We start from the raw sequence: 23,455 nt of genomic DNA on the forward strand, positions 1-23,455 counted from the left end.
AGCATGTGGTAAGCAGGGGCAAGCACTGGGTATTGATTGCCGCTCACTTGATTTAATTGAAGTGGGTATTGACCCAAGCATGAGCATTTTGATGATTAACTCTAACGTTAAGCGTGGCTTGCTAGATAGCGAATACAACTTACGCCGCGAGCAGTGTTATGAAGGTGCTGAGGCCTTAGCTAAATCAAGCTTACGTGAGGTTAGTATTGAGGAGTTTGAGGCGCAAAAGCATACCTTAAAAGCAGATGTTGCAAAACGTGTTGAGCATATAGTGTATGAAAATGCGCGAACTCTAGAGGCGATGCACGCGTTTAGTAATAACGACACCACAGCATTAAGCAAACTGATGATGCAAAGCCATGAATCCATGCGTGATTTGTTCGAAATCACGACATCAGAAATTGATTTTCTTGTGGATATTATTGCAAATGTAATTAATACACATGGCGGCGTAAGAATGACGGGCGGTGGTTTTGGTGGCTGTGTGGTTGCATTTGTTCCTAAAGTTTTAGTAAAGGATGTAATTTACGCTATTGAATCGCAGTACGAGCAGCAAACTGGATTAAAAGAAACAATATACACAAGCGTACCTTCAACAGGTGTATCACTTATTAGTGCATAAGGAGAGCCAAATGGACAAAGTACTGGTAACAGGTGGGGCGGGCTATATTGGCAGCCACACTGTTTTAAGCTTATTAAGAGATGGTTTTGATGTAGTTGTAATAGATGATTTAAGTAACTCAAGTCGTGAAGCGCTAACTCGTGTAGAGGCCTTAGCAAAGCGCAAAGTAGAATTTATTCATGCCAGTTTACTCGATACTGACAAGTTATCTGCCACATTTTGCGAGCACAAGTTTGATTCTGTTATTCACTTTGCTGGCTTAAAAGCGGTTGGCGAATCAATAAAAAAACCACTTGAATATTACTATACCAACTTGGTATCTACCTTAAACTTATGCCAGTGCATGCTTAAATATAACGTTAATAAGCTAGTTTTTAGCTCTTCAGCAACGGTTTATGGTCAAGGTGCTTCAGTCCCTTATACCGAAGACTTACCGCTTGGACGCGCGGCAAGCCCATATGGGCAAACCAAAGTAATGATCGAACAAATTTTGCAAGAAATCGTTGCCTCTAACACAGCTCTCCAAGTGGCAAGTTTGCGATATTTTAATCCTATAGGAGCAGATGTTAGCGGCCAAATAGGAGAAGACCCATTAGGTATTCCTAATAACTTAATGCCTTTTATTGCTCAGGTAGCTGTAGGTAAACGTGACAAACTCGCTATTTTTGGTGGTGACTATCCTACAGAAGATGGCACGTGTGAGCGTGACTATATACATGTGAGCGACTTAGCCGAAGGACATATAAAAGCGCTTGTATGGCTAGGTGAGCAAAAGCATAGCCTTTATGAGGCATTTAACTTAGGTACAGGCACGCCTTATTCTGTGCTTGGCATAGTAAAAGCATTTATTCGCCATACGGGGGTTGATATTAAGTTTAACATAGTCAAAAGACGCGATGGCGACCTTGCCGCGTTTTGGGCTGACTCTACGAAAGCGAAGACTGTTTTAGGTTGGTACTGCAAATATACTCTCGAAGATATGATGAAAGATACATGGCGTTGGCAAAGCAATAATCCTAATGGCTATTTAGGTGTATAACTCCCTTTTGTATAAACACTTTTTATACAACGCAGTTTAACTCACACACAATAATACAGGTGATTAAATGAAGCGTAGAAGTTTTTTAAAACTCAGTGCCGGCTTAATTGGCTCAAGTATGTTAAATGGCTGTGCTGGGCTATTTGCCTCCTACAGAGGAGATTTAGCATCAACAGCACCTATAGATAACAACATGCTGAGTAAGCAAGTATGGTTAGGAGCGCATTTTTGGGGAAACAGACTTCAAGATTGGCAGCGCGAAGGGAATGAGCTCATATGTATACGAGAAGGTAAAAGCTTTGAAGCACGCACCGTCTCGTTATTAACTAGGCAGCTCAATAGCTCTTTACAAAGCGCTCGCCTAAAAACCACCGTACGTAATTTAACCCCGGGTGAAAATGGGTTCTGTGGATTTTTACTTGGCGTTGGAAAAGGGGAGTTAACCGCTAAAGGAGCTGCACTGGCTCAGCGAGCGGGAGGAGTCAATGGCGGGATAATTGCAGCATTTGAAAGCAGTGGTAAGCTTTCGTTTCGACGCTTTGATGATGAAAATAAACCACTTAAATTTGAGACAATTAATAGAGACCTGTTCACCTTAAAGCAGTATCAAGATGGAAAGAAAATAACGCTTGATTGCCATATAGATCCCATAGAAAGCGAGTATTTTGATATACGTTTAGTGGCTACTGATGCAGAGAGTGGTCAAGAGCTTGGTTTTGCTTTACTTCACAAAGTACCAAGCGAGCAATTACAAGGCGGCATTTCTTTATTAAGCTCCTCTGAACCACTAGGAGATGGCGCGCGTTGGGGGTTTAGTGAGATTCAAACTGGTGGAGCAAAAATAACTAAAAATATTAGTAATACATTAGGACCCGTTGTAGGTTGCATGTATACAGTAAATAAGGAGGTACTAAAGTTAACGTGCCAATTAATGCCGCTTGATACACAGGCTTTGCCATCCGTAAGCTTAGAATATAAAACGCAAGGTGATAAAAATTGGCGATTAGCTGCCAATGCAAAGATTGAAGATGGCTACGTAGCGCGCTTTAGAGTCACTGGCTGGGATTATTTACACACTCACTCATACCGTATAGTTGACCCAAATAATGCGCGCGATAGTTTATACCACGGCACCGTGGCGAAGGACCCTCAAAATAGTAAAGAGTTTGCTATTGCACTGTATTCTTGCATTATACCTACATCGAAAAGCCTTGATAATACCTATTACACTAAGCTTATCGCCACAGAGCGAGAACTTGGACGCTACACTAAAGACAATATTTTATTTCCCCATACTGAACTGATAGAAAATACTGCTTATCATAATCCCGATATGTATGTCTTTTGTGGTGACCAATACTATGAAACTTACCCAACTCGGTATGGCCGCCACACACCTGATGCCAAGCTAGATACCCTATATAAATGGTATTTATGGTATTGGGCGTTTGCCGACAGCATAAAAGACAAACCAACCATCATCCTTGCTGATGACCACGACGTATTGCAAGGTAACTTGTGGGGAGATGGTGGTGAAAACTCAGATAAAGCAAAAGAAGAAGATGGTGGCTTTAAATGGGATAAAGATTTGATCAGAATGGTTTATCGCATTCAACATGGGCATAACCCGGATCCGTACGACCCTACACCAATTAAATATGGCATTCCAGTGGCTTACGCCACATTTGAATATGGTGGAATTAGTTTTGCCATTGTAGAGGATCGTAAATTTAAATCTCCACCGGATTATAAAGCAGACAAACTTGCAACAACGGGTGAACTATTAGGTCAACGCCAAGAGGAATTTTTAAAAGCTTGGCAAAGCATGCACCCAGGTAAACCTAAAATTTGTATTACGGCATCAATATGGGGGTCACCACAGACAGATGAAAAAGGGGAAGCTCTTATTGACTTTGATTCAAATGGTTACCCAGCGGATGGTAGAACCAGGGCAGTTAAGTTGGTCAGTGAAGCCAATGCGTTGGTTATTGCCGGTGATCAGCATTTAGGCTTGTTAGCTTATCAAGGCATTGAAGATTACGATGATGGTAGTTTATTTTTTGCCTGTCCTGCCAGTGCCGCATTTTGGCAGCGTTGGTTTGAGCCTAAACCAGCGCTCTCAAATCAACGCAATAAGGATAGAAATACGGGAGAATTTATTGATACCTTTGGTAATAAAATGCGTGTATTAGCGGTGGCAAATCCAAAAATTAGCCACCTAGAGTTTGCCAAACAAAATAACAGCTGGGGCAAATTTTTGGCCGACCGAGAGCTCAAAAGTGAAGGCTATGGCATTATCAAGGTCAATCACCAGCAGCAACACTATCAATTAGAGTGTTGGGAATGGCGCACCGACCCTGCAACGGGTAAACAATTTGCAGGTTGGCCTTATGTTAAAAAATTTAACAAATAATTTAACTGACTTTATAAATAACGTTGAATCCCTTTAATTTAGCGAAACCGTGATAAAGGGTGCGAAGTAAGCGTGAAAGCAGCTTCGCTTTTTTTAGAATTAATTTAATATTGTTAACAAAATACAGTTGACAATGAATTGCTACTCATACTATGTTTACAAAATAACAATCTGACAACATAATAAAACCTTCAACAGGGAACACACACATGACGACAATAAAGAAGACATTTAAACTCAGCGCATTGACAGCAGCGCTATTTGCTTCGAATTTGATTTATGCACAACAACAAGAAGATGAAAAAACAAAAGCTGAAGATGATATTGAAATTATTGAAGTAAGTGGATTAGCTGCAAGTGTAAAAAAATCAATTAATGATAAACGTTTTGCTGAAAACGTAGTTGATTCAATTAACGCTGAGGATATTGGTAAATCGACAGACCAAAACATTGCCGATGCACTCTCACGTGTAACGGGTGTGTCAGTACAGACAGTAGATGGTGAAGGCGCACGAGTGACTGTTCGTGGTGCTAACTCTCAGCAAAATAATATTAGTATGAATGGTGTACAGCTCGGCTCAACGGGCTATAGCCAAGGTGTCGATTTATCTCAGTACTCATCAGATATCTTATCAAAAATCGAAGTCGTAAAGACCCCAAGTGCAGATCATGAAGAAGGTGCATTAGGTGCGAATATTAATTTGACCACAACCAAGCCGCTCGATTTAAATTATGAAATAAACACCATGACGCTTGAAGGTCGTTATAACGACTTATCAGAAGAAGATAACTATAAAGTCTCGGGCACGTTTTCAAGAAAATTCTTTGACGATACTTTTGGTTTTGTTTTTACGGCTGTCAAAGAAACTAATGCGTATCGTAAAGATCAATACTCTGCAACAGAGTGGTATGCAATTGAGTCACCTTTAGCAAGAGATACTGAGGGTAATATAGTTGAAAATGCAGTTGGTATTACACCGCGTAATGTGCAGTATCAATATCATGAAAGTCAAAATGATCGTATTAACTTTAATTTAGGCCTGCAATGGCGAGCCTCAGAGGACACCGAGTTTAACTTTAATGCTATTATTGGTAAGCAAGATATTAATAACTCAATGCACGGTATTAATACCCGCTCAGTGGAGACCAAAAACTTAGTTGAAGGTGAAGATCCTGGATTAGCGGGTGTTATCGCGGGTTACACCGATCCAGAAGAAGATTGGCGTACCATTGATTTAGAAACCAATACATTCACTAAATACGTTAACCGTTTCGGTAGTGGTGGTTTAGTACAATCTGAAGGCGATTTTGAAAATAAAAATCAAATATTCTCTTTAGATATGAAGCATAATTTTAGTGATTCACTGACTATGGATGCGGGTATTGGTTACTCTAAAACAGAGCAAATTCCAAATAACTCTGTGTTTGTGGCATTACAAAACTTTGCCAATATTAGTGCATGGAGTTTGGCAACGGTGCCTCCAGAAGATATGGAGCCTGTGGGTTATGATTGTAGCAATGGTGGGCAATGTAATTTAGTAACCGGAACGGGCTTAATTGACTATGGCGAAAATGATACTTTTGGTGATCCTAACAGCCTTTGGGATAATTACAGCACCACGGGTTTTAATCCGGACGAATTAGATGCTCAGCATCTATCTTACATGGGCAGAACATTAAACACTGTAGAAGATGAGCAAAAGTCTTTGTTTGTCGACTTTGACTACGTGCTTGATTCCGATAACTTTCGCTCAATTGAGTTTGGCGCGAAGTGGTCAAATCGCACTAAGTATGTTGATGCGCAACAAGGTACTTTTAATAATGTAGGTGAAGGAGTTGTAGTAACAAACCCAAACACTGGATTGCCAGCGGTCCTGGGCAGTGGCCTGCGTGATATTACCGGTGAAATGATAACCGATGGTGGAGAATTCCCTGTTGATGACTTTATGGCGGGCCTTGGATATGGTCGCGATGCTGTGACAGATGGTTGGAGTAGTTTCTCTGCATTCAAAGCGTTTGAAGTAGCATTAGGTAGCCCCGAAGTAGCATTTAATACGGATGATTCGAATACCCGAAATACAGAATTAGATAATCTAGCATTTTACACAAAGCTTAACTTTGACCTGCAGGATGGCCGTATCACTGGTGATGTAGGTATTCGTTATGTAAAAACAACGGTTGAAGTGCAAGGCGCCTCTGGTGTGCAATTTGCTTATGACCCCTCAAATAATGCCCGCTTAATGGACCCTTTCAAGCTTGCTGAGCTGCGCGACCCAAGCTTACCACTTTGTGCTGCGACGCCGTTCTATGGCACCGATTATAATGAAGAAATTCGTTGGTCTAGAACAGATGGCTTGGGTTATGACACCTTAGGAACCAATGATAAGACTGATGATGTTAAGATACCAGATCAAGGTCCGTGCCATGATCCTAATGCAATACAAGGTAGTGAGTTTGAATCAGAATGGTATTTATGGCGTCACGCTGATGTGTCTACAGAGAAGCATTGGATATACGGTGAACGAGTTTATGATGAAGCAGGTAACTTATTACCAACGGAAGATAGAAGCTTACGTTCTTTTGCCGTTACAGATGAGCACGAATATGATTTATTTTTACCGAGCTTAAATGTCAATTACTTATACAGTGAAGACACAATTATTCGGTTCGCGGCATCAAAAACAATGGCACGCCCACAGATTGATTCGCTTCGCCCTGGCTTTAAAGTAAAGGAAACGCAATGGGGCGGCGAAAATCGTAATAACACCATTACTTTGACGAATCCTAAGCTAGATCCTTTGGAGTCATTTAATCTCGATTTATCCTATGAGTGGTATTTTAATGAATCAGGTTTATTAGCGGCTACTTTATTTTATAAAGACATGACTAACTTTGAAGAATCAGAAACCATCGTTACCTATATGGATGATTTACGTGATGTTGGTTTAACTGAGGGGGAAACATATGATCCAAATGATCTCGTACTGATTGCTGGTGAAGATAGCTTAGAGGGGTGTATGCCTAAGCGTTTTCAAGGCGGCCAAGATTACGAGCTAGATTGGATGTATTCAGGTGATTTAGAGCAAATGTGTGCCAAGTTTAATACAACACAGATTAAAAATGGTAAAGGTGCATCAATTAAAGGTCTTGAATTACAGTACATGCAAACGTATGACTCACTCCCTGGGATCTGGTCTGGTTTAGGCTTGCAGGCAAATTATACCTACCAAGATTCAAAATATGATCAAGAAGTATCTTCAATTGATAGCGATGTGAAAGTACCTTCTCTTGCTGTGGCGTATACCCCTGAGCATAGCTATAACTTGACCGGCTTTTGGGAGAAAAACGGTCACCAGTTACGTTTATCGTATCAAGGTACAACTGATCAGTTAGTTCAACGCTCATGGGAGAATGGTTCGCTTTGGGAAGAAGGCCGTCAAACACTTGATTTCTCAGCAAGTTATAAAGTGAATGATAATATCAGTGTTTCTTTTCAAGTCGCTAACCTAACAGATGAAGGCGTTAGACAATATTTCACTAGCCGTTTCTTACAAGCGGGTGGTGTAACCTTTGATGAAGGGAGCCCACTTGAAGGTGAAGCCACTAAATCACGTACGGTTTATCAATACCATACCGGACGTACATTTAGACTTAATACCCGTATTAATTTCTAACTATTTTGCCTAAGTACGTAGCCCGCAGTATTGCTGCGGGTTTTTTGGTTTAGTTATAAAAAATAGGGTTGTAATGTTTTATCAAATGAAATTAATGATGCGTGCGACAATAACGTCATTTATCTTTGTCGCGTCGGTTAACGCGCAGATTGAGCAGCTGCAAGTTTACGGTAATTACTATCCCGTAGAAGCAAATCAAATACCGAGTTCACTATTCGTACTCGAAAAGAGCCAAATAGACACTATCGCAGGGTTGTCGGCACTCGATATATTAACCTTGGTGCCAGGAATTCGAGTACAAAAATCAGGTGTAAGCCAAGAAATTTTTTTACGTGGTGCTGAAACAAACTTCGTTATTGTTCAGATAGATGGGGTGCAAATAAATAACCCATTGGACAGTCGTGGCGGCAGTTTTGATTTAGGTACGCTATCGAAAGACTTGATTCAACGTGTAGAAGTGATTAAAGGCGCACAATCGTCAATTTATGGCTCTGATGCCATTGCTGGTGTGATCAATTTTATTACCTATGATGCTGATGCCAGTAACACCTTGGTTTCGGCCGGTGCCTTTGATAATGGTTCACAAACCGCGACGGCGACAGTCGCGTTCGATAGCGCAGAAATAGGTTTAACGGCAATCAATAGTGACGACTCGGCTACTGGTGATGAGCAAGAATCTATTGAACTGAATGCACACAGTGTCATTAGATATAATAACGACAGTGAGACTAAGTTGAGTGTTCGTTTCAGCGATTATCAACAAAAAGCGCTTGCAGACCAAAGTGGCGGCATTTTATATGCTCAAGACTCGATAAAAGATGACAAACAAGGCCAAGTATATTCAGGTAGTGTACGTCATAATCAAGTGATTTCACAAAGTCATCAGTTAGCATTGCAGGCAGAAGTTTTCAGCTCGTCAGATAGTTTAAAATCCCCAGGTATAGCACCTTATTTTTCAGCGCCACCAAGCTACTCTGAGAACGACTACTCGTACTACAAATTACGATTTTTAAATGGGTTGCAGTTTAACCATGCACTGGTCACTGTGGGTATTGATTTTAAATCAGAATCGGGTGAAACCAATGGCAGTACGCAAATGCATACCTTTACAGATATGGGACAAATGGTTGTGTTTGATCTGCCTAGCGAATATGACATAGACAGAGAAAACCTAGCAGGCTTTGTAGATGCCAAGTGGCAAGTGGATAGATTAACGGTTTTCTCAGGTATTAGATACGACAGCACCAAAGATTTTGGCAATCAAACGACGTGGAAATTAGGCGTAAATTATCAATTTAATGAACAAGTGCGAGTGTTTGCCAATACTGGTACCGCTTTTAAATTGCCAAGTTTATATGCACTGAGTAATAACTTGATTGGTAACCCTAATTTGAACCCTGAGGAAGCAACAAACCAAGACATTGGTGTTGAGTTTATATTAGAACAAACCAACGTTAGCTTGTCAGTGTTTAACTATGAATATACCGATCTTGTTGATTTTGATTTCGCCACATTTTCACTGGTAAACCGCTCAAAAATCATTAGCTCAGGTATCGAGCTAATTGTGCAAGGACAACTGAACGATGATTTTTCATATAATTTCGACCTTACTTACATTGACCTTCAAAGTAGCGAAAATGAAATTCTAACTGGGCGTCCTGATTGGCAGGGCGGCTTAGGAATTCAATACCAAGTGAATGACAATGTGACCACTTCGCTAAATATGGATTATGTTGGAGAGACCCTTGGAACAAGCCAACATACTGGCGAAAATAGCGTTTACGACTTGGGCGCTTACAATAAAATTGATATCACGACACAGTGGCAAATTCGTTCAGACATTAGATTAAACGTCTATGTACAAAACCTTTTTGATAAAAGCTATCAAGTGGCCGTTGGTGTTCCAGGCCAAGAGCTTGGATTTGGTGCAAACGTTCAATGGACGATTGATTAGTCTTTGACTGTGGAGTGTATTGATATGATAAAACGACTTTTTATTGTTGCTCTAATGCTGTTTACGGCTGTTGAGGTTAATTCTGAAGAGCTAGATGAAAGTCTGATCCAAAGCAGTACTAATCCTGTTGTGTTGCAACATGGGAAAGTACTGTTTGAGCAGGTTTGTGCGTCTTGTCACAACAAAGATTTGAGCGGCGCAAGTGGATTTAATTTAAAAGATGGCGAATGGGTTCACGGAAAACGACCCTCAGAAATATTAAACAATGTAAAAAACGGTTTTATGAGTGCCGGAATGCCTGGGTTTGCTGATGTCTTTTCTGAAGAACAGCTTCGCTCAATTGTTTCATATGTGTTGTCAAAGCGAGAAGGGTGGGATGATCTTCAATATAAGCTCTATCAATTAGACAATGAACATGATCAGGTTGTGAGGGAAGACAAATTGATCAAGTCTGGGCAACTTGCAAAGAACCTTGCTGACTTTGCGATACCTGAGGTACAAGATTATTTTATTGAGTTTGAAGGCGATTTTTACGCGCCTAAGGATAAAGATGCTCAGCTTTGGTTAGAGTGGGGCGCACCTCATGAAATGGAAGTATTTATAAATGGCAAGCAGGTTCAAAGAGGCGGAACGCCGTGGTTTCCAACCTGGCGACTTAAGCGAGGCAAACAGCGTTTAAAGCTTACTTACCGCTCTGGAAAGAGTAAACCTGGGCAAAGAAACTTAACCGTTATCGCTACTAATTTAGACATGACCATTAAGTTATTTGCAGTTTCGAGCCGCGCTAAAGTGATCATGGACGGCAAAAAATTTGAAATCAAAGCGACGTCAGACACCATAGTTCTAAGAAAACGCATCCATAAGCTTCCGCCTTTGAGCATATCTGTAGGAATGCCAACCAAGTTGAACTATGCATTCAATAGCAAAACTTGTTCTATTAATGGGCTATGGCAAGGAGATTTGCTCAATATAGGGCCAAATATATCAGGTCGCGGTGAAGATCCAAGTTTACCGTTGGGTGAGTGGATATTTAAGTCGCCTCAAGGCATAAAGCACGTAACCGACGCTCAGCAGGTGTGCAGTTATAAAGGCTATCAACTGGTTAATTCAAACCCTATTTTCAACTATGCAATTGGGGATATTAATTTTAGTGTCACTGCAATTGCTAAACACAGCAACAAAATAAGCTTTTTGTTCAACTCAAACAACGAAAATAAAACAGTCACTTTACGTTTGCCCACCTCTGAGAACTTAATTTGGTCGTCCGAGAATGGCAAAATCACTGCGGATAAAGCAGTCATTACTACTAACAGCAAAGGCTCGTTTGAATTGACAGCCTCAATAGAGAAGTGAAACTAGTATGAAAATAATAACTAATTTTTTATCATCGATAATAATGCTGTCCGTTGCTTTGTCGATTAATGCACAACAAGCGCCACAACATGAATATAAACCTGATGGGTATAAAATAATCACTGTGGAAACACCAAAAGATGTTCGTTTTCATGTTACTGGGTTAGACAGTGATAGTGCTGGCATTATTTGGGTTGCCACTCGTTTTGGTGAGGTTTGGTATCTTAAGCAAGGGCAATGGTCAAAGTTTGCTGAAGGCCTACATGAGCCAACGGGGTTAATGGTTGACGACGATGGCTCAATTTTAGTTGCGCAAAAACCAGAACTGACGCGATTAATTGATACTAATAATGATAATAAAGCAGATGCTTATATACCCGTGGCAAATGATTGGGAGTTTCACGACAATTATCATGAGTTTACCTTTGGGCCTGTAAAAGACAATGCGGGCAATTTATTTGGCACTCTTAATTTGAGCCACAATAACCCCGATGCTTTCACTATGGGCGCGATGGGAAGCGCTGGTGGAAATCGCGGTTTTGCCTTTAAAGTAGATGAAAATGGTCGCTACTCTCCTTATGCGTTCGGCTTACGTTCTCCTGCCGGGATCGGTGCTAGCCCTAGTGGCGAAATATTTTTTACCGATAACCAAGGGGATTGGGTACCAACCTCAAAGATGCATTTGTTACAGAAAGATAAGTTTTACGGCCACCCTGTATCTTTGATTGAAATGGATGGTTTTACTAAAGAAAAAATAAAAAATTTATCGTTAGACACCTTGGCAGCAATGAGTGAAAAACCAGTGGTTTGGATACCACATGTAGAAGTCGCCAACTCACCCGGCAACCCCGAATGGAATACCACGAAAGGAAAATTCGGACCATTTGAGGGGCAGATTTTTATAGGCGACCAAACGCAATCAAACGTTTTCCGTGTTTTATTGGACCAAGTGAACGGCAAATACCAAGGTGCGGTTATTAACTTCATGAATAGGTTTCAAAGTGGCAATGTGCGTGCAGAATTTGACGTTAACGGCCAACTTTGGATTGGACAAACTGCAAGAGGTTGGGGGGCACAAGGTGGCAAACCATTCGGTTTAGAAAAAGTGGTTTGGGATGGAACCAATCCATTTGAATTATTAGACATTAAACTCACCAAAACAGGCTTCAGATTAACATATACGGATGAGTTGGACGCAGCGTCTGTGAAATTGGACAGTTTGTCGGCGCAATCTTGGCATTATCATTATTCAGGCAATTATGGTTCGCCGAAAAAAGACTTAACTCAGTTATCAGTCAGTCACATAACGCTAAGCAAAGACAAAAAGTCGATTGATATTGAACTGCCATTAATGGCAGATAAAATTGTGCAAATTGACTTTGCTGGTCTCAAAGATATCAATGGCCGAAGTGTTAGCGTAGAGAAAGTCTATTACACATTAAATGAGCTTATTGAATAGGAATTTCATGATCAAATTACTCATCACGTTATTAACAGTGCTTTTGTGCGGTTGTACATCACTATTTGCCAGTACTTCATCAATAAAAGTGTTGCTAGTAGACGGTCAAAATAACCATTCTGTTTGGCCGAAAACATCGAACATGGTGAAAACATTTCTTGAGCAAACAGGTCAGTTTGAGGTTGATATTTATCGAACCGCAAAAACGTGGAATGGTGGCAAGTTGCAGGAGCAATTTCCTGCTAATGATGGAAGAAAGCATCAAGATTTCGAACAGCCTGTAACAGACGAAACATTTTCACCTAACTTTGCTGATTATGATGTAGTGATTTCTAACTTTGGTTGGAAAGCGGCACCTTGGCCGAAACAAACAAGATTAGCGTTCGACAAATTTATGAAAAATGGTGGTGGTTTTGTATCTGTTCACGCTGCTAACAACTCGTTTCCTGAATGGTTTGAATACAATCAAATGATTGGACTGGGTGGTTGGGGCGGTCGTAACGAGAAGAGTGGCCCTTACATTTATTTTGATGAACAAGGACTATTAAAGCGTGATACATCAAAAGGACAAGGCGGTGGACACGGTAAAGAGCATGTATTTGAAATCGTTTTAAGGCAGCCGCACCCGATTACACAATTACTTCCTCAAAGGTGGACTCATAGCAAAGACGAATTATACAACCGCCTACGCGGCCCAGCACAAAATTTAACAGTGTTAGCAAGTGCATTTGACGATAAAAAATTCAATGGATTTGGACGCCATGAGCCTGTGCTGATGACGGTCAAGTATCATCAAGGTCGAGTGTTTCACACGACGTTAGGGCATGGCATTGAAGTATTCGAAGATGAGCACTTTATAAATGTTATGCGCCGTGGGGTGGAATGGGCAGCGATAGGCAAGGTAAAAGATTAAACCAATGCATTAATTATGAAATCCAAACTAAAATATTTGATGGTATTTACCTTGTTGTATTAACAAAGGCTCAGCGTAATTTTTATTGGATTAATAGAGACTTAACTATTATCAATAATCGACATCATTGCTTTGAAGGTACTTCAAATTTAAGTTTGAAAACGTGATAACTCTTTATGAGAAAAAACAGTTGTTAAATATTAAAAAGCCCCAAAACTGGGGCTTTTTATCAGTATTTTATATTACCTATATCGATTAAACGGTCTGCGGGTTGATTACGCAATACTTGATTGCTGCCATCACGCCAAGTGACATTAATCGCCTTGATGTTAGCATCATTCCCTAAGCCAAAATGGGCAATGTTCATTAAGCTTTGTGAGTGGTTTGCACTGTGCGAACCGACAACTTGATATTGGGTCGTTTGGGCCGTTTTTATTTCAACCTTTGCCCCTATTGCATCAATCCCTGATGGCGAATATCCGATACGCACTAAGCTATAATGGTTATTAAGCATCGCTGAGGTGTTTTTATACAAGTGCCAACGACCGTTGTCGTCATCGCCACTGAGCAGATCAAGCTTACCGTCATGGTTGTAATCAAATGCTGCGCCCATATCACCATGAGAATCTTGATTTAACTCGCTGGTGGCTGAATTTAATAGCTGGCTAGTAAATTGGTTATTGCCTTGGTTAATAAGCATCACATCAGCCACGCGTTGCTTTAAATGGCCAAATCGATACACCACGAAATCAATTAAAGTGTCATTATTAAAATCACCCGGCACCACGCCCCAGTTATTATCAATAGTTTGTTTTGGTAATTGCGCTGATATATCCGTAAGTTGACCTTTATCGTTACGTAGTAAAATATCACTTAATGCTAGGTTTTGTGGTGTCCAATCTGTGTTATAGCTAGTGACATTTTTGAACGAAGCGCGCACATCCCATGCTAAATTATCCTCTAAATACCATTCTACCCGCCATTTGTTGTTACCTAAATGACCAATATACCAGCCTGTTTTATTGATATTTTTTGCAAATCCTTGGGCTTGATCTGCAGCGATGCTTTGCTCTGAGACTGGCGTGTTTATGGGTAGCTGTTCGGCACCTAAAAAGACCGGCATAGCTTTCATTTTTTTGCCCCGAGGAAAATGATAAAAATCACTTAGAATCAAATCCCCCTGTGTTGTTAGGCTCAAGCCATCATGACTTTTATTGCCTTCGTCTCGTAAGTCTAAACGCTTTAGTTGGTCATTGTATGAGATACTATTATTGGCGATGGTGTAATGTAATTTGCCCCTAGCAAGGTAGTAGTCCATATCTCCATCATTATCGATATCGGCATGGGCAAGAGTTAAAGTACCCGTTGTATCGATTGATTGTGGCAACACCTTAGCTGTGACATCGGTAAAACTAAAATCATTGTTGCCTTGTAAAATTACTAACGGGCTGTAACCATTAAAGCCGAAAATATCAGGAATGTTATCGTTATTAAAATCAGTGATCAGCACGCGCTCGCTATTTAAATTTTCAAAGACGGGGGAAGGGTGATAATCGAATGTTCCATTGCCGTTATTTTCAAATAAAATGTTACGGGGGCTTTGCTCTGTCACCATTTTTTCAGCGTTAACTTGCATAAAGTCCAAGTCGCCATCGTTATCTAGATCAATCCACCGAACAGAACGTCCTCGCGCTCCCATTTCTGATAAGCCAGCTTGCGCTGTAACATCAGTAAATTGACCTTGGTTGTTTTGTAATAACCGCTGTGGTTGCGGGCTAAGGCCATTACCGCCGCCTAATGATAATAAAATGTCATTATCGCCATCATTATCGTAATCGCCACTGGCCATGCCGTGTAAGTCAACTCGTGGGTAAATATCAGCTTGCTTGGTAAAACTAAAATCACTATTTGATAAGAATAACTGAACAGGCGTAGAGTCATGATTAGTTAGTAATAAATCATAGAGGCCATCATTATTTAAATCAGAGAGGGATGGGCCGCCGTACTTCCAGTTTTTATCAGTTGTTAATCCCACTTCAACAGAGACATCGTCGAACATTATTTTAGGTTTAGCTTGCATGCTGGTGTGTTGATTACTGCAAGCTGTGATGCTAAGTGCAATAGATATAGCACTGAGTTTAAATACTGTATTGCTCATAGAAAATACTCCTTATAAGGTGTTGGTTGTGGGCTTAACCAAAGTAAACTCATTAATGTAGCTTTCTAAGTTTTCAACAATATCAGCTAAGTTATCGACCGTTTGTTGGTTACTTTGGATAGTACTTGTTACAGATTGAGCATCAGTGTTGATTAAGGTTATTTGCTCATTGATGAAATTAGACACTGATGTTTGTTCTTCTGTGGCTGTGGCAATTTGCAGGGCCATGTCGATCAGCTCTTTAAGTACATTTCAATGGTGCGCTGTTGTATGGCTGACACATTTTTAACAACCTCTGGCCAATAAGTGCCAGCGATATTTAGCGGTTTATTGATTGTTTGATAGATGTTTTCACGGGTTTGTAGCGTCACTTCTTCAGACTTTAAATAGCTCACGTTTTGCGTCATTTGAATAAACGCACATTGTGTATTTTCAGTGGCAAAATTATAAAATAGGCCATTATAAGTTTGCACTGCGGTCGCGCTTCTGAAAATTTCGCCGTATATGTATACATCTAATTGTGTATTGCTTGCAGTATTTATAACGCTATCGTGAAATGAGCGTTCGACACTACTGGTGATGACCACAATTTCACTCAATGTCATTAATAGTTTGCGGATGAGATTGTTAATTTCATACATCGTGTTAACTTCTCGACCAAATTGAGCTATGTATGCTTTACTTAGGTGATTTTTTTCATCAGCTACTTGTCTGACTATTTGCAGATCGCTTAATTGTTTATCGATTATTTCTACGTGGTTATTCAAGGTCGGAAATTGCTTAACTGGCTGCTGGTTCTCAGTAATGAATTGTTTAAACTGATTAGTATTTGTTAGCGCGTTTTGTCGATAAGCGAGCCTCTGCTGCTGCGCCAAAGAAGATCGTACTTTTTCAACTGATATAAGCCCTGTAATTAGTAATGGAATAAGCACTAGCATTAAAATTCGTGTCTTTATTTTATAGTTATTTAGGAATGACATAACAAGTTAAGTTTGCTGTTAATTGTCAACAATTAACTTAGGTTACATTTTTTTGTGAGCAAATAGCAACCATTAATTAGTGCAATAATAAAGCAAAGCATAAAGTTGGGTGCTCAGCGTTTAGTTAAATGTTTTATCTTGGTGCGTGAGTAAATGCCAAACGTTTTAAATATAAGGGACTAAATCAATGTTGAACCGTGTGTTATTGCGGGTGAAATAGGGTCTTCAAAACATGTAATCTTACATTTGAATGAAGTTTTTATAATTTCTTAATGTTTTTCTGAAAACAAATGCTGATATTTTTAACGAAAACATATATTGTTTGTTTACTGTTAACAATATTCAATGTGTGAGATTGAAAATTATGAATAAAAATATATCTCGTCGCTCAGTTCTTAAAATGTTTGCTGCTGGGGTTGTTGCCACTGGCGTCTCTGGCTGTACTCGTCATTTAGGTGCTATGACTTCAACCGTTACTCGCGGTAACAAGGCTCACCGTGATAACTGGTATAAAACGTATAATAGAGTTTGGCTTGGCAAACAGTATTGGGCTAATCCGATGGAAGATTGGCGTGTGAATAACGGTGCGGCTGAATGTATAACTCGTGGGGGGAATCGCAGTGTTCACTCTTTAACTCATCAAATAACGAATATTGACCAAGCTTTTTCCATGTCAGTGGAGGTTACGCGTTTAAAGCAAAATAACAACGATGGTGGCGCGGGTATTCGTCTTGGCGCTAAAAGTGAACTCAATGAATACCGCAGTAACTGTTTTGTTCAACAGGGATATGACCTCGGTATTAAAAATAATGATTTAGTGTTGGGTAGCAACACTGTGCCTTTAAAAATTCCGTTAGAGAATCAAGCCGTTACTTTAACACTTATTGGGACTCCTCAATCAGGTGCTATGGCGTTAGAGCTAACTGCTCGTTTAACATCAACTGAAAATATAATCGGTACGGTTACCCATTTGGTACCTGCATCAGAGCTATTAGGTAATGTCGCGCTAGTGAGTAATTTCTCAATTCCATCTGTTACTTATGAAAATGTGCCTGAAGACAAATTAGGCGCACGTTATAAATTTAGCCACTGGGCTATGCAAGGTGAAGCGTTCTCTGTTACTGATGAACAGTCATTTGGCCCTATTCTTTGGACTATGTATTCATTAAGCGATACATTAAGTCATGACGGTTTTGTGATGAAATTGAGTGCTTACACAGGACCAATAGGTGGGCAAGACAATCAACAATTAGAGCTGCAAGTACAACGTGACAATCAATGGATTGCTATCGACTCACAGCGTATTGACCATGATGGCTGGTTGGCGACTTTTCGTATTGCCAATTGGGATGAGAAACAAGATACGCCTTATCGAGTTGTATATCATGAGAAATTCAGCGATGGTACACACACACCAGATATATATTCAGGGATTATAAAAGCAAACCCAAGTAATAATACGCTACGAATGGCTGCATTGACCTGTCAAAATGATTATGGCTTTCCGTACCAACCTGTTGCGCAAAATGTCGAAAAATTAAACCCCGATTTAGTGTTTTTCTCTGGCGATCAAATTTATGAAAGCCATGGGGGATTTGGTGTTATTCGTACGCCGGATGATTTGGCAATTTTAAACTATTTACGCAAATTTTATCAATTTGGTTGGGCTTTTAAAGAAGTCATGCGTAATCAACCGACAATTTGTTTACCTGATGATCACGATGTACTGCAAGGGAATTTGTGGGGGGAGGGAGGCGCAAAAATGCAAAATATTGCAAAAGACCCTTCAGCAAGTGTTTTAGGCGGTTACATAGATTCTGCGCGGGTGGTTAATATGGTACATAAAACAACGCTTAACCATCACCCAGAACCTTATGACTCTACACCAACTAATGGCATTAGTTCGTATTATGGGGCGATGCTATACGGCGGTGTTGGTTTTGCCATTCTTGCCGATAGGCAATGGAAAAGTGGCCCGGAGCGTATTAATGTTTCGGTAGGAGAAACAGGGCAAGACGAAGATACGCTTTATTATAACCCGTTATTCAATCCTCCAGGTTTGGATCTGCTAGGAAATCGCCAAGAGAATTTTCTTAAAGCGTGGGGTAATGACTGGCGCGGGCATAAATTAAAGGCGGTATTAAGCCAAACCGTATTCGCTGCTATTTCTACTCATCAGCCTTTGCCAGATCGTTTCTTAAAATATGATTTTGACTCAAGTGGTTGGCCTGCCTCTGCGCGTAACCGTGCAATTGATGCAATGCGTGACTCTATGGCGTTACATATTTGTGGCGATACCCATTTAGGTTCTTTATCGCAATATGGTGTAAATCAACAAAGAGATAGTAATTGGGCTTTTTGTACGCCTGCTATTTCAGCAGGTTGGCCAAGGTGGTGGAAACCTGACTCGATGAATATGCCTTATCAAAACCGCCCTGCACATGGACTTGCCGAAACAGGCGAATATAATGACACCTTTGGCAACAAGATTTATGTCTATGCGGTTGGTAATCCAGAGGTTGGAAAATCAAATAACCGCTATGTGAAAGCACATGAAAAAGGCAGTGGTTTTGGGTTTATTACGTTTGATTGTGACAACCTCACTTACACAATGGATGCCTATCGATTTTTAGTCGATGTTAACGATGGTAAAGCAAGTAATCAGTTCCCGGGCTGGCCTGTAACAATTCATCAGCAAGAGAACAAAGGTAACAACCTGTTAAGTTAATTCAGGTTAAAATTACTCGTGTACTTTTTAAAACGGCGGTTGATATATTCAACCGCCGTTTTTATTGACGCAATTTTAAGTAAAAAATAATGTCTTAGCTCTTTCAGTAATGCGGTTCTGAATTCGGCGCGGGGCATAAAGATTAGGAAGCGCGCTAACCAACTGAGTTATGGTTTAACTATTTATAGGAATAGGTTAATTAAATTGATTCAGTGGAATGAATAATTTTGTTACGACTGAGTGGATTCGAACCACCGATTTCGGCGTGGGCATAGAGAGTAGGTAGCACTGTACCCAAATGAGCTACAGTCGTACAAATAGTATCTTAATTATATTTATTCAGAGGGGAGAATAGTTTTGGTACGACTGAGTGGATTCGAACCACCGACCTCTACCATGTCAAGGTAGCGCTCTAACCAACTGAGCTACAGTCGTACAAATAGTATCTTAATTATATTTATTCAAAGGGAAGAATAAATTTGGTACGACCGAGTGGATTCGAACCACCGACCTCTACCATGTCAAGGTAGCGCTCTAACCAACTGAGCTACGGTCGTATTACTTAATTAAGATGCGATAAATTTAATTATCAGCGGCCGCTAATATATAGCGTGGTGAGTGGTGAATCAAGCAAGTTTGTTGCTTTTACGTTTATTTGCCGTTTTTTTATTCATATTGGGCTAATTTCACACGTTTTATAAAAGTTTTGCCACCAGGTAACATGTTTTTTGGCTGAGCCTTTAAGCTGGTTTAGTAGATTGATTTGTGAATCGAGCGCTATAAAAGTATTTATTTGCTTATTTGTTATGGCTTGGTCAAACCACAGTTGGTTATACAAAGGTAAAAGTGTTTCAAGGTAGCCTGCTAAATTAGCCTGATAAGGCTGTATTTCTTTAAGGAAATACTTTTGAAACACGTTACTGACGATAACGGCTACTTTTTTATTTTTTCCTGCTGGGCATATTTCATCAATGGATTGCGATTCAATAAATTGCGTGGCTGAATTATTAAACGCTATTTGCAGCCGTGCAGAATAAATGAGTAATTGGTTAAAACGGTATTTATTAAGCTGCTCTAACGCGTTAAAAATGTCTGCGGAGTTAATTTTTAAGTAATGTTTATTGAGTATGTGTTGTTTTATGAGCGCAAGCTGCTGCATGGCCGCTACCGTGTCGCTAAACCCTGCCGGGGAAGCAGAAAGCTCTGCGCTGCTAGCTTGCCACGTGTTTTTTAGCTCAAATTCGTTATACAACATTAAATTAAAGTAGTGGTTTAGTGTTTGCTCTTTTTGTGTTTTTGCTTTTAACAGGGTTTTATAAACTGCTGAGTCAGGCTCAAGCGTGCTTAAGCACTGCTGTGCATTTTGCACAAACTCTATTTGATACTTTAAAACACCGGCATGTCCGGCCGTTTTACCTAGCTGATTGTTGTGCTCACTAATAAGTAAGCTGAGCTTACAATGGCTTAAGCTGGCAAGTTCAATCAAGCTAATGGTGGTGGTGTTTAAAAGCGTGTTAGGGGGTAAAAGCGGGCTAATTGCTTCAGGTTTACTTAAACCGGGGGCTTGGGTTTCAAGGGGATTACTTAAGCGTGCTATGTATGTTTGATAAGTGTTGCTGGGCGCTTTTGAACACCCAGCAAGCACGGCGCAACACACCGCTAATAAACAACTTAACCATGTTTTGCTTGGTATTAATGTTCGTGCATTTTTATACAAATGGCGCCTGCTTTAATCGCTTATTAACGGTGAACATAAGCCATACAGCAGCAACGGTTAAGCCAAAAATAATACCTATCCAAAAACCGTGCGGCCCCATGGCGGGCACAATTAAATCTGTTCTTCCCAATACGTAGCCTAAAGCAAAACCGATTAACCAGTAAGATATAAACGTTATATACGATATAGGCTGTGTATGTTTTAAACCTCTTAAAATACCGTTCGCAGCGACTTGAAGTGCATCAGGAATTTGATAAATACATGCCAAAATCATAATTGAGGTCGCTAATGCAATAACAGCTGGGCTGTCGGTGTATAGTTGGCTTATTAAATCGCGGCCAATAAAGGTTATAAAAGCTAAAAATAACGCAATAGCAATGGCTAATATGTAGCTGGTTGATATAGCAGTTTTTAATTGGCTTAAATGGTTTTGACCAAATAAATTACCAATACGAATACTAATGGCGATAGATAAGCTCAGTGGCATCATAAATAATAACGCGGTCACGCTTCCCGCAATTTGATGACCCGACACAGCAACAGCACCTAAGTGTGCAATAAATAATGGTATACACGCAAATAGCGTAATTTCAAAAAAGGTGGCCAACGAAATAGGTATACCTAATTTAGTAATAATTCCAATGGTTTTAATATTGGGCTTTTCAAAATTTGCCAGCAGGGCTTTTGCATCGATTTTTTTACTAAACTGGCAATACGTTACTTGTGCAACAGCCATTACAGTCAGTACCAATGCCGTAGCAATGCCACAACCAGCGCCGCCGTAGGCTGGTAAGCCAAATAAACCATTTATAAAAATATAGTTAGCCGGAATATTAACGCCAAGGCCCAGCAAGCTGATATAAAAAGCGGGTTTTGTCATCCCCATGCCTTCGGTCATATTGCGATAAACGGTAAAAATTAAAAAACCAAAGGCTCCCCATTTCACAAAATGGATATAGTCATACGCAAGGCTTGCGATAGCGGGGGTTGTATCGAGTTTTAAAATCACTATATCGGCTAGGTTGGCTATACCAAAACCAATTGCGCTTAAAATAGCGGTTAAATAAAGAGCTTGCTGAAAATAATGGCTAATACCCTTTTTATCATTAGCGCCCGCAAATTGGGCAATAATACCGGTTAACGCGAGCAAAATACCTTGTAGCGCCAGTAATAACGGGTTCCATATACCGGTTGCAATCGACAGCGCAGCTAAATCTGTTGGGCTTACTTGGCCTGCCATAATGGTGTCGACCACCGACATTAAAACGAGTGTTACTTGTGCTAAAAATACAGGTACGGCAAGGGTGATTAAACGTTTGGCTTCCCAGCTACTAAAGGTCATAAAAACAGCTATTTGATAAAACAGGGCGCAATTGTAATCGATTGTGTTTCAAATAAAAATCACTGTAGTGAATGATTTTACGAGTTGATACGTTAAACTAGCACTTTGTAATAATTTTAAGTGATTTTATGTTTACAGGAATCGTTCAAACTCAAGCTACTGTTGTATCTACCACGCATACCGAAGGGGTTTTACGTTTGGTTGTATCGGTAGGTGATGAATACGTTAAACATTTAGATTTAGGCGCGAGCATTGCAATTAATGGCTGTTGTTTAACGGTGGTTAAAGTTGAATTAAGTAACCACGATGTAGTGGCGCAAGTACATTTTGATGTAATTGATGAAACACTATTACTAACGAATTTAGGCAAGCTTGCACTAGGTAGCTTAGTTAATTATGAGCGCTCAGTAACCTTTGGTACTGAATTAGGTGGGCATATTGTGTCGGGGCACATACACTGCACTGCCCGAATTGGGCAAATAGTTAAGCAACAAAATAACTGTAAAATTCAGTTAAGCTTACCTACTAAATGGCAAAAGTATGTTTTGTACAAAGGCTTTGTAGCAATAAATGGCGCAAGTTTAACCGTGGGCGAAATTGACGAGCAGGGGTTTTGGTTACACCTGATCCCCGAAACGCTGGCCATTACAAATTTAGGCAACGCTCAAGTGGGTGATGAACTAAATATAGAAGTTGATCAGCAAACTTATACGATTATTAACACGGTAGAAAATTACTTACGCCACCAAGGCTAAAAAATTTGTTCATCGTCGCTGTCTATGTGTAACTCTAATTTTTTATGAGCATGGTCTATGTGCATGTTTAAATGAATAGGGTTACAACAGGCACTGCATTCTTCTACGTAGTCTTGATCCCCCATACTTGCGTCAATGTCTAGGTGTATGTGGTTGCCACAGTGTGGACACGTGATACGTTGTGATAAAAAATCTTTCATAATCACTCCAATAGTACCAAGGTAAGAATTAACTTGTTGATACGCGTTAATTAAGTTGTGCAGTTATACTAGCAACAACTTGATGGCTCAAAACTGAACTAAACAACAAGGTATTGAGCCTAAATAACATCCTTTTTAAATATAGTGC

15 protein-coding genes, 3 tRNA genes and 1 pseudogene are annotated in these 23,455 nt (G+C 40.1%); 10 read left to right on the forward strand and 9 right to left on the reverse strand.

The annotated features are described in order from the left end of the window. The 8 genes and pseudogenes from OIZ54_RS00575 to OIZ54_RS00610 form a co-directional block, all read left to right on the forward strand. A pseudogene (locus OIZ54_RS00575) lies at positions 1-622 on the forward strand (galactokinase); the annotation flags it as partial. A 10-nt stretch (positions 623-632) separates the two neighbouring features. Beyond that, positions 633-1,661, forward strand: a complete 1,029-nt coding sequence (galE, locus tag OIZ54_RS00580; protein WP_264389392.1) for a UDP-glucose 4-epimerase GalE — start codon at positions 633-635, stop codon at positions 1,659-1,661. A gap of 67 nt (positions 1,662-1,728) precedes the next feature. Continuing rightward, entirely contained in the window at positions 1,729-4,074 is a 2,346-nt protein-coding gene (locus tag OIZ54_RS00585) for an alkaline phosphatase D family protein (RefSeq protein WP_264389393.1), read from the forward strand. Positions 4,075-4,283: 209 nt separating this feature from the next. Then, positions 4,284-7,748, forward strand: a complete 3,465-nt coding sequence (locus OIZ54_RS00590) for a TonB-dependent receptor (RefSeq protein ID WP_264389394.1) — start codon at positions 4,284-4,286, stop codon at positions 7,746-7,748. A 73-nt stretch (positions 7,749-7,821) separates the two neighbouring features. Continuing rightward, positions 7,822-9,702 (forward strand): TonB-dependent receptor plug domain-containing protein, encoded by a 1,881-nt coding sequence (locus tag OIZ54_RS00595; RefSeq protein ID WP_264389395.1) that lies wholly within the window; start codon positions 7,822-7,824, stop codon positions 9,700-9,702. Positions 9,703-9,726: 24 nt separating this feature from the next. Then, entirely contained in the window at positions 9,727-11,055 is a 1,329-nt protein-coding gene (locus OIZ54_RS00600) for a c-type cytochrome (protein ID WP_264389396.1), read from the forward strand. A 7-nt stretch (positions 11,056-11,062) separates the two neighbouring features. Continuing rightward, on the forward strand, positions 11,063-12,514 hold the full coding sequence (locus OIZ54_RS00605) for a hypothetical protein (RefSeq protein ID WP_264389397.1): 1,452 nt from the start codon (positions 11,063-11,065) through the stop codon (positions 12,512-12,514). Positions 12,515-12,521: 7 nt separating this feature from the next. After that, complete coding sequence (locus OIZ54_RS00610; protein ID WP_264389398.1) at positions 12,522-13,427, forward strand: ThuA domain-containing protein; 906 nt, start codon at positions 12,522-12,524, stop codon at positions 13,425-13,427. Positions 13,428-13,656: 229 nt separating this feature from the next. Here the strand turns inward: OIZ54_RS00610 and OIZ54_RS00615 are convergent, their stop codons facing one another. From OIZ54_RS00615 to OIZ54_RS00625, 3 genes are read right to left on the reverse strand one after another with little or no spacing between them, the layout of a single operon-like run. Beyond that, positions 13,657-15,585, reverse strand: a complete 1,929-nt coding sequence (locus tag OIZ54_RS00615; protein WP_264389399.1) for a CRTAC1 family protein — start codon at positions 15,583-15,585, stop codon at positions 13,657-13,659. A 12-nt stretch (positions 15,586-15,597) separates the two neighbouring features. Further along, on the reverse strand, positions 15,598-15,813 hold the full coding sequence (locus OIZ54_RS00620) for a hypothetical protein (RefSeq protein ID WP_264389400.1): 216 nt from the start codon (positions 15,811-15,813) through the stop codon (positions 15,598-15,600). Between the two features lie 5 nt (positions 15,814-15,818). Continuing rightward, complete coding sequence (locus OIZ54_RS00625) at positions 15,819-16,523, reverse strand: hypothetical protein (protein WP_264389401.1); 705 nt, start codon at positions 16,521-16,523, stop codon at positions 15,819-15,821. A 406-nt stretch (positions 16,524-16,929) separates the two neighbouring features. Here OIZ54_RS00625 and OIZ54_RS00630 point away from each other — a divergent pair, with 406 nt between their 5' ends. Beyond that, positions 16,930-19,293 carry an alkaline phosphatase D family protein gene (locus OIZ54_RS00630; protein ID WP_264389402.1) on the forward strand — a complete coding sequence of 788 codons (2,364 nt, stop codon included), beginning with the start codon at positions 16,930-16,932 and terminating at the stop codon, positions 19,291-19,293. Positions 19,294-19,524: 231 nt separating this feature from the next. Here OIZ54_RS00630 and OIZ54_RS00635 read toward each other — a convergent pair. The 5 genes from OIZ54_RS00635 to OIZ54_RS00655 form a co-directional block, all read right to left on the reverse strand. After that, positions 19,525-19,606, reverse strand: a tRNA-OTHER gene (locus tag OIZ54_RS00635). Between the two features lie 45 nt (positions 19,607-19,651). Beyond that, positions 19,652-19,728 (reverse strand) — tRNA-Val (locus OIZ54_RS00640). 45 nt (positions 19,729-19,773) lie between these two features. Beyond that, positions 19,774-19,850 (reverse strand) — tRNA-Val (locus tag OIZ54_RS00645). 113 nt (positions 19,851-19,963) lie between these two features. Next, positions 19,964-21,010 (reverse strand): DUF3080 domain-containing protein, encoded by a 1,047-nt coding sequence (locus OIZ54_RS00650; protein WP_264389403.1) that lies wholly within the window; start codon positions 21,008-21,010, stop codon positions 19,964-19,966. Beyond that, the gene (locus OIZ54_RS00655) at positions 21,003-22,352 is read right to left on the reverse strand and encodes an MATE family efflux transporter (protein ID WP_024033477.1); all 1,350 of its coding nucleotides are present in this window, start codon (positions 22,350-22,352) and stop codon (positions 21,003-21,005) included. The genes OIZ54_RS00650 and OIZ54_RS00655 overlap by 8 nt, the downstream gene beginning before the upstream one ends. Before the next feature lie 128 nt (positions 22,353-22,480). On the opposite strand from OIZ54_RS00655, the gene OIZ54_RS00660 reads away from it, so the two are divergent. Beyond that, positions 22,481-23,107, forward strand: a complete 627-nt coding sequence (locus OIZ54_RS00660; protein ID WP_126007261.1) for a riboflavin synthase subunit alpha — start codon at positions 22,481-22,483, stop codon at positions 23,105-23,107. Here the strand turns inward: OIZ54_RS00660 and OIZ54_RS00665 are convergent. Then, positions 23,104-23,307, reverse strand: coding sequence for a CPXCG motif-containing cysteine-rich protein (locus tag OIZ54_RS00665; protein WP_004586763.1), 204 nt, complete (start codon positions 23,305-23,307; stop codon positions 23,104-23,106). The two genes, OIZ54_RS00660 and OIZ54_RS00665, sit on opposite strands and share 4 nt — an antisense overlap. Between the last annotated feature and the right edge of the window lie 148 nt (positions 23,308-23,455).

It is taken from the genome of Pseudoalteromonas sp. A3 (assembly GCF_025942345.1).
Lineage (GTDB): Bacteria > Pseudomonadota > Gammaproteobacteria > Enterobacterales > Alteromonadaceae > Pseudoalteromonas > Pseudoalteromonas atlantica.